Below are 13544 nucleotides of genomic sequence, written 5' to 3' on the forward strand. Positions count from 1 at the left end.
ACCGTCGTCGCAAGCTGCCGGCCTCGGTACTGCTGCGCGCGCTCGGCTACACCACTGAGCAAGTTCTGGATGCGTTCATTCTCTAGTGGCGCTGATCGTCGAAAAACGCTTTCCTGCCGTCGACCCGCTCAGAGGCCTTGGGCACATTCACCGCCTGGCCTTCGGGTTTTTCCACATACCAGTAGCAATGACTCACGGCCCGGGTAATCCCGACGTAGGCCAGGCGCAGCACTTCGTCCTTTTGCGCAGTGTCGTAGGGTTCGCTGTCCCCGTCCTTACCCAGGCCCGCCATGCGGTAGACCTGGTTCTTGTAGGGCGAGCTGGTCACATGCTGGCAATCCCCGAGCAGGAACACCGCATCCGCCTGCAGGCCCTTGGCGCTGTGGTACGTCAGCTGCTTCAACCTGCGCGTCGCTGCGGGCAAGCTAGAATCAACATTAATAATCGACTGAATATGCTCTTGAATCAGCAGCTTATCGCTACTTTTTCGATACAGCATTAATATCGAATCGCCCCGTTGATAATGCTCCAGCAGTTGCCGCCCCAACGCCGCATCGTCCCGCTCCAGTACCGTGACCGGCACCAAGGCTTTTGGCGTGCCGCTGGCCTTGGCCTTTTTCCCCGGGATAGCCGGTGCGGCGCGCACGATATGTTCTGCGGCGTCGATGATGTGCTGATGGCTGCGGTAGTTCTCGCCGAGCATGACGCGGGTAGTACTCGGCGCCGGGAATTCCTGGTTGAATTCCATGAAGTACTTGGGCGAACTGCCGCGCCAGCCGTAGATCGACTGCCAGTCATCACCCACGCACAGCAAGGACGAACGTTGTGCGCCACGGCCCACATGCATCGCCGGCCCACGACTGCGGATTTCCCGCAGGCTGGCGCGTATCCACGAAACGATCTGGGGCGATACGTCCTGGAATTCGTCAATCATCAGGTGCGACATCGGCCGCAGCAGCGGATCGCTGAGGAGCTTGAGGTTTTCCGGGGTGTTCTCGCCGAACAGCGAGAACATGCGGTTATAGGTCATGATCGGCGGCGACTGATCCAGCAGGTGGTCTTCCAGGGCTTTCCAGAAAATGCTCAGGGCTTCGAAGAAGAACCGGTCCGGGTCGTCCTTGGCGAAGCTCATCTGGCCGACGGCAGTCGGCACGTCCAGCCCCAGGTTCTCGATAAAACCGGCGGCCATCACGAAACTGTCCAGCAGCGGCGCCGACGCCAGCTCGCCCTTGACCTTGTAATCAAAGCCGGGACCCGCGCTGGCATCCCCGGCGAGGCTGCTTAAAAGACGCTTTGACGCATCATAACTATCCAGCCATATCAATGGCTTACGACAGAAAGCTTGAAACAGGGTGCGCTTTACCGCCCACTCTGCACGGACCGACAGCTTCGAATTCGGCCGGCTGATCTGGGCATTTTCCCTGGGATCAAAGCCCAGCACTACCCACGCATCCAGCGCCGGGATATAGCCGTGGCAATGGAACTGCGCGCCATTGATTTCGAAGCGTTGGCGACTGGGCTCAATCCCCTTGATCGGCCAGGCGCCGGCACGAAACCACAGGTCCTCGATCACATCGCAGAGTTCTTCATCGCGCTTGGCCGCCAGTTCGGTCACCGCTATGCGCTTCTGTACATCCGGATGATCGCGCTCCAGTTCGCGCAGTTGCAGGCCGTGGCGTGCCAGCGGCGCAATCAGTTCACGAAACCGTGCATGTCGCCCCTGCAACTGGTGGTAGCAGGCATTCATCTGCTGGCGCTGGGCGTCGCTGATGCGCAGGTCGAACGGGTTGCTGTCAGCGTCTTCGAAACCGGCACTGAGGTTTTCGAACGCCTGCAGGCGTTCAAAACCCGGCAGGCTGCGGACCATCGGCAGAATGCGCGAGTGAAAGGTGCGCACCACCGCCTGGGCTTCTTTCATGCCAATGGGTTGGCCCCACAGGGTGAGAATGTCCATGAGCTTGTTGATGAAGTCTTTGCGTGACTCGCGGGTGAAGGTCACCACGGTCATCGAGCTCAATTCGAAGCCCAGGTAATGGGTGAGCAGCAAAATACGCAGCACCAGCGAGGTGGATTTACCCGCGCCGGCACCGGCGATCACCGAGGTTGACGGCGTATCGCTGAAGATCATCTTCCATTGCGCCGCGCTCGGCTGGGCATGGGCCGGCAGCAAGCGGGCCACATCAGCCTTGATGCGTTTCTTCACGTCAGCGGTCAAGGGCAGCCGCCAATCGTCGAACAGGCTGTCATCGACGCCGGGCGCGCGGTGCTCATCGGGACGGAAGTCGCGGATCAACAGGACTTGTCGGCCCTCCTCGAGGCCATCGGCCTTGCCCTCGCGATAGCCATACTCCACGCCGGCCTCGTGGCCACTGCGAAAACCATCGGCCTGCCCATGCAACCAGGAAAACCGGTGCTGTGCGCGCAAACGCGTCAGGCCATGGCCAAACAGGCGTGCGGCGAGGCGTTTGAGCAGCGGCATTTCCGCCAATGGGCGCAGTTCGGGGGGCAGATCAGGCTTGTGTTGCGGCACGCGGACTCCTGCGATGAGCTGGGTTTTGACAAGGGCACCATGGTCGCCGGAATCGGCGCTCAGTTCCAGCCAATTGCTTTAGCGTCATGCAGTTAGGCGATGAAGTGAAAGTCAAAACGCCAGCAATCAATCTAATTCACCGATAGGAATCAGGCATTTTTTACGCTTTTTATCGATCATGGGCTCACGGATCATAGCGCCATCAACAGGAGACGATCATGCTTGAACTACGACCTTTCAACGCCCTGGGCGGCGCTCACCACGGCTGGCTTGACGCCCATCACCACTTTTCGTTTGCCGAATACCACGACCCCAAGCGCATGCACTGGGGCAACCTGCGGGTCTGGAACGACGACATCATCGCCCCCGGCACCGGCTTCCCGCAGCACGCCCATCGCGACATGGAGATCATTACCTATGTCCGTGAAGGCGCCATCAGTCACGCCGACAACCTGGGCAACAAGGGCCGCACCGAGGCCGGCGATGTGCAGGTGATGAGCGCGGGCACGGGGATCGCCCACAGCGAGTACAACCTGGAAGCGACGCCGACCAAGATCTTCCAGATCTGGATCATCCCTAACGAGGCCGGCCTGCCACCTTCCTGGGGCGCCAAGCCGTTTCCGAAAGGCGATCGCGAAGGGTTTGTGACCCTGGCCAGTGGCAAGGCCGGTGACAGGGAGAGCCTGCGCATCCGCGCGGATGCACGCCTGGTAGCGGCGAACCTGAAAGCCGGGGAAAGCGCGGAATACCGCTTGGACAGCGGGCGCCGAGCTTACCTGGTGCCGGCGACCGGCGTGATTGAAGTCAACGGCTTGCGTGCGCAGGCTCGAGACGGTGTAGCGGTTGAGGATGAGCAGGTGTTGCGGGTGACGGCGATTGAAGACAGCGAGATCGTGTTGGTCGACCTGGCCTGATCAACCCTGTGGGAGGAAGGCAATCCTCCTCCCACAGTGGTTTTGCGTTGTTACTGGGAGATGGCGCCGTCTACCAGTACCTGCGCCTCTTGCACCAGCTGCTTGAGGTGATCTTCACCAATAAAGCTCTCGGCGTAGATCTTGTAGATGTCCTCGGTGCCCGATGGCCGTGCGGCGAACCAGCCGTTTTCGGTCATCACTTTCAGGCCGCCAATCGCCTGGTTGTTGCCCGGCGCGTGGCTGAGGATTTGCTGGATGCTTTCCCCGGCCAGTTGCGTGGAGGTCACCTGCTCTGGCGACAGCTTGCCCAACAAAGCTTTCTGCGCTGGCGTGGCCTTGGCGTCGACACGAATGGCGAACGGCTCGCCCAAGGCATCGGTGAGGCCACGGTAGATCTGGCTCGGGTCCTGGCCTTTGCGCGAGGTCATTTCCGCCGCCAGCAAGGCCGGGATCAGGCCGTCCTTGTCGGTGCTCCACACCGAGCCATCCTTGCGCAGGAACGACGCCCCGGCGCTTTCTTCGCCGCCAAAGCCCAATGAACCCTCGAACAGGCCATCGGCAAACCACTTGAAGCCCACCGGCACTTCATACAGGCGCCGCCCCATGCGCGCGGCGACGCGATCGATCAGGCCGCTGCTGACCACGGTCTTGCCCACGGCCGCATCGGCGCGCCAGTCGGGACGGTTCTGGAACAGGTAGTCGATGGACACCGCCAGGTAGTTGTTCGGCGCCAACAGGCCGCCGGACGGGGTCACGATGCCATGGCGATCATGGTCCGGGTCGCAGGCGAAGGCTACGTCAAAGCGCTCCTTGAGACCGATCAGGCCTTGCATGGCGTAGCTGGAGGACGGGTCCATGCGGATCTGGCCGTCCCAGTCGACGCTCATGAAGCGGAACGTGGCGTCGACTTCAGTGTTCACCACCTCCAGGTTCAGTCGATAGTGCTCGGCAATCGCCGACCAGTAGCGCACCCCTGCTCCGCCCAGCGGATCCACGCCCAGGCGCAGGCCGGCACTGCGGATGGCGTCCATGTCGATCACGTTGATCAGGTCGGCCACGTAGCTGTTGAGGTAATCATGGCGATGGGTGGTGTCGGCCTTGAGCGCCTGCGCATGGGTGATGCGCTTGACCCCGGCCAGTTTATTGGCCAGCAGCTCGTTGGCCTTGGCTTCGATCCACTTGGTGACGTGGGTATCGGCCGGGCCGCCGTTGGGCGGGTTGTACTTGTAGCCACCACTTTGCGGCGGGTTGTGGGACGGCGTGATAACGATGCCGTCGGCCAGGCCGCTGGTACGGCCACGGTTGTAGCAGATGATGGCGTGGGAAATTGCCGGGGTTGGCGTGTATTCATCGCCTTCGGCCAGCATCACGTGCACACCATTGGCGGCCAGCACTTCGAGTGCGCTGGCACCGGCCGGGGTCGACAGCGCGTGGGTGTCCAGGCCGACGAACAGCGGGCCGTCGATGCCTTGGGCTTCGCGATACAGGCAGATGGCCTGGCTGATGGCAAGCACATGCCATTCGTTGAAGCTCAGTTCGAATGAGCTGCCACGGTGCCCGGAGGTACCAAAGGCTACGCGCTGGGTGGAGATCGCTGCATCAGGCTGGCCGGTGTAATAGGCCGTGACCAGTCGCGGGATATCCACCAGCAACTGGGCCGGCGCCGGTTTGCCCGCAAAAGGACTGATTGTCATGCATAAACCTCGGATAGAAGGATTCGGAAAAAATGGCAGTTTACTGAGAGTTGGACTGCTGCGCGACGGTATCGATCCTACATCGTTAAGAGAAATTTCACCCAGTCTGCGCCTGGCGCAACGCGTCGCTCAATGCTTCCAGGGCAATGTCCAGATTGGGTTGCCCGTGAAAGGTGTGACTCACGCGCAGGTGCTGCTGGTGCAAGCCACTGACACTGAACAGCTCCCCGGGGGCGATCACCACTTGCCGTGCCAGCAGGCGCTGAAATGCCTGGCGCATGTCCACCGTACGGGTAGAGGCCAGCCAGAACGCGGCACCGGCGGCCGGCATCCGATAAGTCACCTGGTCGCCCAAATGCTGCTCCAGGCGCTGGCTCATGTGCGCCGCCTGCTCGCTCAAGCGTTGGCGCAGCGTGCGCAGGTGCTGGTCAATCCGCCTGCTTTGGTACAAACGGGCAATCGCGCGCTGACGGATCGACGATAAACGGAATGAGCGCAGCAGGAACTGACGCTGCAACTCATTGCTCATGTGCCGGCACAGCAGGTAGCCGTAGGGGGCTTCCGAGCCAAGCACCTTCTCGAACGAAGAAAACACGATCAGCCGCTCAGGGTTCACCCGTTCGCGCAATGCGGTGTGGGGGGCTTCGAAACCCAGCTCACCAAAGGTGTCGTTTTCAAGCAACCAGCAACCGGACTGCTCCAGCAGGTGTGCCACGTCGAGACGTTCGTCGATTGACATGGCCACCCCGCCGGGCAGGCTGACGGAAGACGAGAGCAACACCAGATGCACCGGCTCATCGCGCAACAGCTTCCCCAGCACGGTTCGATCCAGGCGACCCTCCGGCGTCCAGGGCAACTCGATGATGCGTACCCCGGCGTCCTGCAACAGGCGCAGGATCAGCCAGTCGCAGGGCGACTCGACAATCACGGTGGTGCCCCGCAGGCCCAGCACTTCGATCAGGATATCCAGCACGCCACGCAGGTCGGCACCGATATACACATCGTCGGCATGCCAGCAGCGCGTGGGCGACGAGGTATAGCGCGCGGCCAGGGCTGCGCGTAATTCCCACACACCGCAGGGCTGTGACCAGGGCTGCAAATGCGACGGGTACTGGCGCACCAGTTCCCGCTCGAGCCGCAGCAGTGTTTCATCCAGGGAGCCCAGCAATGCCGGCTCGTCACCACTGAGTACCAGCATGCCGGGGCGCCGGGCCGCCGCGTAAAGGCGATCAAGCAGGTCCCCGCCGGCCCAGGCCAGCGGGTTTACCGACATCGGCCAGGCGTAATAGCCGGATTTGGCCACCGAATACACCCTGCCTTCCTTCTCCAGCAACGCATAGGCGTACTGGATCGTCGAAATGGACACGTTCAGGCGTCCGGCCAACTGCCGTAACGACGGCAGTTTTACCCGGGTGTCGGTACTGACCTCGTTGATCAGACTGATCATGTAGCGATAGACCGCCTGGTACGCGAAATCCGCCTGACGCTCGCCACGCAGGGTCATCGCCCGAACAATGGCACGGCCTGCGCGGCGCCCTGGGCCGCAGCGGCGCGACACATGCCGTTTTCTCCGGCCAGCGGCCGCTTGCGGTACAGGTGCTGCAACAAGGGCATCGGCAAACCGCTGGTGTCCGTTACCCACTGCTGCAGCATTTCGGCGGAACCGTTGCCCTGGAGGACTTTGTGCAACTCAGGCAACGCCACCAGCATGCCCGGGTGACATTGGCGCAGATAACCTTCCAGTCGCTCTCCGTGATGTACAAACGGTGAAAACAGCAGGCAGGTCAGCTGGGTCTCATCCAAGCCGAAGAACTCCTGGGCGTAGGTACTCCAGAGCATGCGCCCTTCGCGGGTCCCGGCTTGAATAAGCAAGTCGTCGGGCATGCGCAGACGGCGCATGTACGCGGCGGCCTGCTGGACAAAACCTTCGACGCCCTCTTCATAAGTCAGCTCACGCAGGCATTCGGCCTGCAACCCACGCAGATGAGCCATCAGCAACGGATTGGAATAGATCGGATGGCTGAAGTGAAAGCCGAGTGGATCGGGAGCGTAGGCCATGAACTCGGTCAGCAGGGAGGTCGACGCGATGTCGACATCTTCCAGCAAGTCGGCGATGCCGATGTAGGCCAAGTGACGATGCCCTGCCGTGCTGGGGTTATCGCTGGCTACGTAATGCTCACCGAACACATCCTGGTAATAACCGGTGCTCCACTCGTCCATGTGTGCGAACAACGCGTTGAGGGACATCGGATGGCCCTTGGGAACACGGACGCCTGCACCCTGCGCGGTTTTCTTGAGCCAGGCAAGAAACTGACTCTGCCTACGCGGGGAGTCACCACTGACCAGCGCGTGGACGCCGCCATTGCACGTGGTGACACGCTGGTAAAAATCACCGACGGCCAGGTAAGTGTCGTTGCACAGGGTGGCGCGGCAGTCCCCGGCGCTCACATGGCCCACCATCAACATATTGCGCTGGCTGATCTTTCGCCCGATCGCTGAGGCCGGGCGCTGGTGATTGAAGGGGTGTACCTCCTGGTTTTCCACCATCAACAACTCGACACGCGGGTCATCGTGGAGAAACAGCCGGCCGTAGCCGCGATTCAGGGTATCGAGCTGCCCCTCTGTCATGCCCGCGTGCCGTAACGTCGCGACCCTCAGTTGAAAGGTACGTGGCGCGCGACCGGCAATGGTCAGTTGAGCCGCTCGCAGCAGCGCCAGGGTATAGCTGCTCACTTCACCGCCACCGTGGGCCACCAGTACCTTGAAGTCCCCCACCTGTTCCATCCCGCCTGCCGCGACAATGATTCGCTGGATCAGTAACTGGAGAGCGGTACGTCCCGCGCGACTGAAGTGCCCGATCAGACGTTGCAGAACTTGCTGGTAAACATGATTCATAGCCTGTTCGTGAATAGTGCTCATAGTTCTACTACCCGAGTTGAAATATCAGTTTCAAGCAACTGCTGACAGTGTTTGCTTGACCTATTTTGCGTGTAGGAAAATCGCGCCACGTAGTGTGCGTCGACGTTTAAACACTAGCACCGCGCAACAAAACGACATGAATTGCCGGGCAGCATTTCTCACCCGCGCAAGCGCACAACCCAATGAAAGTAATGGAAAAACCCTTTTAAAAAGCTTTCCTTAGGACTCTTCCGACAAGCTCCTACGCTTTTTTAGCCCGCTTTTTAAAGAAGCGTCCGACAATAGACTCAAACAACTTTTCCATTTGCAGGGTCGGTGCACTTTATGAAAGTACCTGTCTTGCTGAGTACACATGTCTGCCGCGCCGATAGTTCGAATAACTATCTGCAGCCGAGTCAGAGATTCAATCATTGCTCAATCCTTGAGATGAAAGTGAAGGCGCAATTATCAGTGTTGGAATAATGATTCATAGATACAGAAACTGGCCGAAAACCAGCTCAGATGAACAACTGATGTCGCGTAAAAGGCGCACATGCAACGACGCCGCGCTGGAATTCAGGGCGGCGTCAGGGAGAAAGGGCCGGATTTGTGGGCAAAAGCGCCAGGTCGGCAGCTTCTGGAGCGGGCGGGTTAAGCCCTGTCAAATGGCGCATTTGCCCCATTCACTCAGGCGTAGGAGCACTCATTTACGAATACTCCTACAGCTCAAACAGCCGCAACCTGCAATGCAACCCGCTCGCGGCACGGGCATTCGTCCATGTAACGGTGGGCTTCGACAAACTGATTGAACGGAAACACCGTGGTTTTCAGAGGCACGAGCACACGATCGGCGGTCAGTTGGTTGATGTCACGCAACGCGCGCTGTAACGCCACCTGATCCTGGATGATGCCCAGCTCCGGCTTGCCGGTGAAGTTGCCGATACAGTGCACGAAGAACTGAATGTTCTTCTGGAACGCCGCACACGCCGGGAACGGTGTCTGGTTACCACCCTGCAAGCCATACAGCACCAGGCTGCCACGGGGCGCCAGCACATCACCGAGCAGCGACATCTGCGGGCCACCCAAGCCATCGAACACCACGTCGACACCGCGGTTGTCAGTGAACTTGTTGATTTGCATCAGCAGGTCCTGTTCCTCGGTGACAATGACTTTTTCTGCGCCCAGAGAAAGCAGGTACTCGCGCTCAGCGCTGTCCTTGGTGGCGGCAATCACCCGCACACCCAGGGCCTTGCCCAGTTGCACAAACGAAGGGCCGGCGCAATGGCTGGCGTCGGTCACCAGGGCAAACTGCCCGGGCTTGACCCGTGCCAGGTCCACATACGCAAAGTAGGCTATCAGCAGCGGCGTGTAGTGCACGCTGGCTTCGATGGGGCTCAGGACGTCCGGATAGCGGGTCAGGGCCGAACGGGGCAGGACGATCTGCTCGCCATACACCGGGTAATCATTGGGGCTCTCGGCCGGAAAACTGGCCACTTTATCGCCCACTGCCAAGTCATCCACGCCCTCGCCCAATGCTACGACCACCCCGGCCATCTCATGGCCAAGGCCGGATGGAAGGCGTGCGTGGGAAGACGCCAGGTTCTGGCGCCACAAAATGTCATACCAACTGATGCCAATCGCCTCGACACGGACCTGCACTTCGCCCGGTGCAGGCTGCGCGGCTGCATGCTCTTCGCACTTGAGCACCTCGGCCGGACCAAACTTGTGAAAACGGATCGTGCGGGACATCGCAAACCTCGTCAAAGTAACCTCTATTGCCATGAACTCTATCTGGGCTTTCCGGCTAAGGCCACCGGTCGCCGTTAATAGTCGACATGTCTGTCATTGATTCCGCATCTGAGGAATAGACCTCAAGTATCGTAGGAAAACTCAATTAGCCGGTGCAGAGTACCAGCCTTTCCCCGTAAGATTCATACCGGTCACGCGTCTGAATGGACCTTCAGGGCTCTTATATCGCCGTTCTCGTCAAATAAAGCTGACTCTTCCAGGACACAAGATGAACCGTAACGACCTGCGTCGTGTCGACCTTAACCTCTTGATCGTATTCGAAACCTTGATGCATGAGCGCAGTGTGACCCGCGCCGCCGAGAAATTGTTCCTCGGCCAACCAGCCATCAGCGCCGCGTTGTCGCGCCTGCGTGGGCTGTTCGACGACCCTCTGTTCGTGCGCACCGGCCGCAGCATGGAACCCTCGGCCCGGGCCGTGGAAATCTTCGCCCTGCTCTCCCCGGCCCTGGACTCGATTTCCACCGCCGTCAGCCGCGCCGCCGAGTTCGACCCGGCCACCAGCACCGCGGTGTTCCGCATCGGCCTGTCCGACGACGTCGAATTCGCCCTGCTGCCCCAACTGCTCAAACGCCTGCGCGCCGAAGCGCCCGGCATCGTACTGGTAGTGCGCCGGGTCAATTACATCCTGATGCCCGGCCTGCTCGCCTCCGGCGAAATTTCCATCGGCGTCAGCTACACCGCCGACCTGCCGGCCAACGCCAAGCGCAAAGTACTGCGCCGCAGCCTGCCGAAGCTGCTGCGCGCCGACAGCGTCCCGGGCTCCCTGAGCCTGGACGACTTCTGCGCCCGTCCCCACGCGCTGGTGTCGTTCGCCGGCGACTTGAGCGGGTTCATCGATGAAGAGCTGGAGAAACTCGACCGCAAGCGCCATGTGGTGCTGGCGGTGCCGCAGTTCAACGGGCTGGGCACCCTGCTCTCGGGCACCGACATTGTCGCCATCGTGCCGGACTACGCTGCCGAGGCACTGACCGCCGCAGGTGGTTTGCGCGCGGAAGAACCGCCGTTGCCGGTGCGTTCGTTCGAGCTGCATATGGCTTGGCGAGGGTCGCAGGACAATGATCCGGGGGAGCGGTGGTTGCGGTCGCGGATACAGATGTTTTTCGGCGATCCTGAGAGTCTTTAGGCGTTGTTGGGCAGGCTATTCGACTGATCATTTCTGCCTTTCCACAAACCCTGTAGCGCCATTCACTTCCAGTGGTCAGGTGAACGAGGAGGGCTGGACCACTACAGGATATCCGGGCGGTGCACTCTACCTCCTCACCGCTGGGCCAGCTCACCCCCAAAAACCATCCTCTGCCCGCCGCGCCTCAGGCAGCGGTTGTCAACTCGGTCAGTTGGCTGGCGACAAAGCCAGCCTAGAGCATCAACGCATACACCGTCTTGTTTGGCCCGGCACTCGGGGTATGGGTCCCGGTGGTCCCACCTGCAATCCACACGCCACCGCGAAATGATGTGGAGCCCGGGCGCGATATACTCCAGGCCAAGCCCGGCAGCACACTCCAGCCATTGTCCGAATAACAATTGAGATCCCCCAGCGCCGAGCCATCCGGCGCGACACCGCCCAGGACAAACACGCCACCGTCGCGGGTGAACACCGTCGGAGACGAGCGAGCCGACGCCGGCAGCGGCGGCTGCTCTTCCCACGTGCTCCCCTGGCTGCTGGTCCACACATCATTGCTGACCGTGTTGATATCGGTCTGTCCGCCAACGACATACAGGGTGGTGTCCGATGCAGCGATCCCAAACCGCGAACGCGGTGTCCAGCCGGCCGTACCGACCTTTTGCCAGTTGCTGCCGTCGCTTGAGCACCACAGATCATTGAGAGGCTGATAGCTCTGGCCAGAGCCCCCCAGCACCCACAGTTTATCCTTGAACACCACGCAGCCGAAATCACTGCGCCCGGGCCAGGCCGCATTCGCGGTCACCTGGGTCCATTGCATGCCGTCATTGCTGCTCCAGACGTCATTCAGACGCTGCGCTCCGGTGTCCCCCCCCATCAGCCAAAACTTGCCTTTCCAGTACACGCCGCCGGCATTCGAACGCGCCGGAAAACTGTCGTCGAAACCGGCGACCTGGGTCCAGGTCTGCCCGTCACGCGTGTTGAAGATCGCTTTGGCCGTGTCTGGCGAAAACAGCCACAAGGTATTGGCGTTACCCAGCAGGAGGGCCCCACTGAGCGCTTTGAAGTCAGTACCGCTATTAAAGGTGTTCCAACCCCGGTTCAGGAAGAACAGGTCTAGGGACTTGCTCAACGGTCCACCCTGCCCTTGCACAGTCAGGGTGTAGGTGATCGGCTTCTGCGGAAACACTGGATAACTGCCCGAAACAAGGTCGCCTCGGGGAATCACGTAATCGCTTTGCCCCGGTGCGCTGATAACCGCCGACAAGGCGGCGCGGGTCTGCCAGGTCAGGCTCACCTTGGCCGGCAGCGTGCCGCTGTAGGCAGTGGCGACAAAGGCATCCAGCGCCACCGGCGGCACATTCACAGTGAACTGCGTGGTGAAATCCGGGGTGGCTGCATTGAGGGTCTTGTAGGCATTGAGCGTGAACTGGGTGGTGGTGTCGAGCTTGATCTTGTACTGGTCAATGCCGCTCACCCCAGTGCCGATCTGCCCCTTTGCGCTGTCGAGGGTCGTGTCGCCGAACTGCAGCTTGACCTGCTGCACGTCGAAGCACTGCCAACGCAAAGTGACCTCGTCCCCCAGCTTGGCCAGATTTGAAGGGACGGCATTGAAAAAGATGATGTTCGGCGTCGGCTCGCGCTTTTGCAGCACCAGGGTGAAGTAGCCATCGTCATAGCCCGGGAAGTCGCTGTATTGCAGGTAGGCTACCGTGGCCCCGCGGGGCGCCTGGGTGGTGATCTTCTCTACGACAAAAGCGGCCGTCGCGCCGCTGGCGGGCCCCAGCACGGCCCGGTTAGTGTTGACCGGCTTGAGCGTCCAGACCGGGTCGTTGGCACCGGCACCCGAGTCGGGGTTGGTCGCATCCCATTCGTAAGTCTGATGGCCATCATGGTACGTGGCCTCGACCGACGTCTTGATGTTCCAGGCCGAGAACGGGTCTTTGGGGTCCGACGGGGTCAACGCCCCGATGCTGTCACCATAGACGAAGGACAGCAGCACAGTCGGCGTGTCCACCCAGGGTTTGGTGACCAGGTCCTCGCTGGGCTTGAGGTTGGTCAACTGCAGCACCAACAGGTTTTCGATGGTGACGTTGTCCAGCGGGGTGACATAAACGCTGCTGTCAGGCAACAGTTGCACCGCCATGTTCTGCCGCAGATCGCCGGCAAACTCGGGGTAACGCAACAGGAAGATCTTGTACGGCGGCGAGATGTTCTGCCCGTTAACGCGCACACCGAGATCGGCGTTGGTCTGGCTGGTGAGGCTTGAAACAACGCTGCCAAGCTTGATGATGAGAGTGCCGCCCGCATCGATTAGCTGGCTCCCCTTGAGCACCAGCATGTTGCCCTGCACTGTCGCTGCCCAGCCGGTAGTGAGCACCTTGATCTGCGCCACATCCGGGGCATTGAACAAGGTGCCGGGGAATTGCAGGCGAATATCTACGGCCGTGAGCGCCGAGGGGCTGCGCAGGGTTAGCGTGTAGCTGCCGAGGTCCGAGCGCCCGATGTAGATTTCGGGCTTTTGAGTCGAGTCGTTCAAAAATGTCGCGCTGACAGCCATGTCGTAGCTCCTTTGGTTT

At 60.7% G+C, this 13544-nt stretch carries 8 protein-coding genes and 1 pseudogene; 3 read left to right on the forward strand and 6 right to left on the reverse strand.

Annotated features, from left to right (window positions below):
* Positions 1-77 (forward strand): annotated as a pseudogene (locus AC07OT_RS29520) (hypothetical protein); the annotation flags it as partial.
* A 5-nt stretch (positions 78-82) separates the two neighbouring features.
* Here AC07OT_RS29520 and AC07OT_RS29525 read toward each other — a convergent pair.
* The gene (locus AC07OT_RS29525) at positions 83-2530 is read right to left on the reverse strand and encodes a UvrD-helicase domain-containing protein (protein ID WP_495109740.1); all 2448 of its coding nucleotides are present in this window, start codon (positions 2528-2530) and stop codon (positions 83-85) included.
* A 218-nt stretch (positions 2531-2748) separates the two neighbouring features.
* Here AC07OT_RS29525 and AC07OT_RS29530 point away from each other — a divergent pair, with 218 nt between their 5' ends.
* Positions 2749-3444, forward strand: coding sequence for a pirin family protein (locus AC07OT_RS29530; RefSeq protein ID WP_253490146.1), 696 nt, complete (start codon positions 2749-2751; stop codon positions 3442-3444).
* Between the two features lie 50 nt (positions 3445-3494).
* Here the strand turns inward: AC07OT_RS29530 and pgm are convergent, their stop codons facing one another.
* From pgm to AC07OT_RS29550, 4 genes are all read right to left on the reverse strand, one after another.
* Positions 3495-5138 carry a phosphoglucomutase (alpha-D-glucose-1,6-bisphosphate-dependent) gene (gene pgm, locus AC07OT_RS29535; RefSeq protein WP_495109741.1) on the reverse strand — a complete coding sequence of 548 codons (1644 nt, stop codon included), beginning with the start codon at positions 5136-5138 and terminating at the stop codon, positions 3495-3497.
* A gap of 97 nt (positions 5139-5235) precedes the next feature.
* The gene (locus tag AC07OT_RS29540) at positions 5236-6642 is read right to left on the reverse strand and encodes an aminotransferase-like domain-containing protein (RefSeq protein ID WP_495109766.1); all 1407 of its coding nucleotides are present in this window, start codon (positions 6640-6642) and stop codon (positions 5236-5238) included.
* Entirely contained in the window at positions 6639-8057 is a 1419-nt protein-coding gene (locus AC07OT_RS29545; RefSeq protein WP_141157707.1) for a hypothetical protein, read from the reverse strand. The genes AC07OT_RS29540 and AC07OT_RS29545 overlap by 4 nt, the downstream gene beginning before the upstream one ends.
* Positions 8058-8762: 705 nt before the next feature.
* Positions 8763-9785, reverse strand: a complete 1023-nt coding sequence (locus AC07OT_RS29550; protein WP_027605764.1) for a zinc-dependent alcohol dehydrogenase family protein — start codon at positions 9783-9785, stop codon at positions 8763-8765.
* A 268-nt stretch (positions 9786-10053) separates the two neighbouring features.
* Here AC07OT_RS29550 and AC07OT_RS29555 point away from each other — a divergent pair, with 268 nt between their 5' ends.
* The gene (locus tag AC07OT_RS29555) at positions 10054-10968 is read left to right on the forward strand and encodes a LysR family transcriptional regulator (RefSeq protein WP_120448544.1); all 915 of its coding nucleotides are present in this window, start codon (positions 10054-10056) and stop codon (positions 10966-10968) included.
* A 232-nt stretch (positions 10969-11200) separates the two neighbouring features.
* Here the strand turns inward: AC07OT_RS29555 and AC07OT_RS29560 are convergent, their stop codons facing one another.
* Positions 11201-13525, reverse strand: a complete 2325-nt coding sequence (locus AC07OT_RS29560; protein ID WP_495109742.1) for a Kelch repeat-containing protein — start codon at positions 13523-13525, stop codon at positions 11201-11203.
* Positions 13526-13544 lie beyond the last annotated feature (19 nt).

This window comes from Pseudomonas sp. GW821-FHT09C10, from assembly GCF_059418085.1.

What these genes read in the sequence shown, in the direction of transcription:
- AC07OT_RS29530 (WP_253490146.1), top strand. Translation starts at nt 2,749, where the DNA reads ATGCTTGAACTACGACCTTTCAACGCCCTGGGCGGCGCTCACCACGGC.
- pgm (WP_495109741.1), bottom strand. Translation starts at nt 5,138, where the DNA reads ATGACAATCAGTCCTTTTGCGGGCAAACCGGCGCCGGCCCAGTTGCTG.
- AC07OT_RS29540 (WP_495109766.1), bottom strand. Translation starts at nt 6,642, where the DNA reads ATGACCCTGCGTGGCGAGCGTCAGGCGGATTTCGCGTACCAGGCGGTC.
- AC07OT_RS29545 (WP_141157707.1), bottom strand. Translation starts at nt 8,057, where the DNA reads ATGAGCACTATTCACGAACAGGCTATGAATCATGTTTACCAGCAAGTT.
- AC07OT_RS29550 (WP_027605764.1), bottom strand. Translation starts at nt 9,785, where the DNA reads ATGTCCCGCACGATCCGTTTTCACAAGTTTGGTCCGGCCGAGGTGCTC.
- AC07OT_RS29555 (WP_120448544.1), top strand. Translation starts at nt 10,054, where the DNA reads ATGAACCGTAACGACCTGCGTCGTGTCGACCTTAACCTCTTGATCGTA.
- AC07OT_RS29560 (WP_495109742.1), bottom strand. Translation starts at nt 13,525, where the DNA reads ATGGCTGTCAGCGCGACATTTTTGAACGACTCGACTCAAAAGCCCGAA.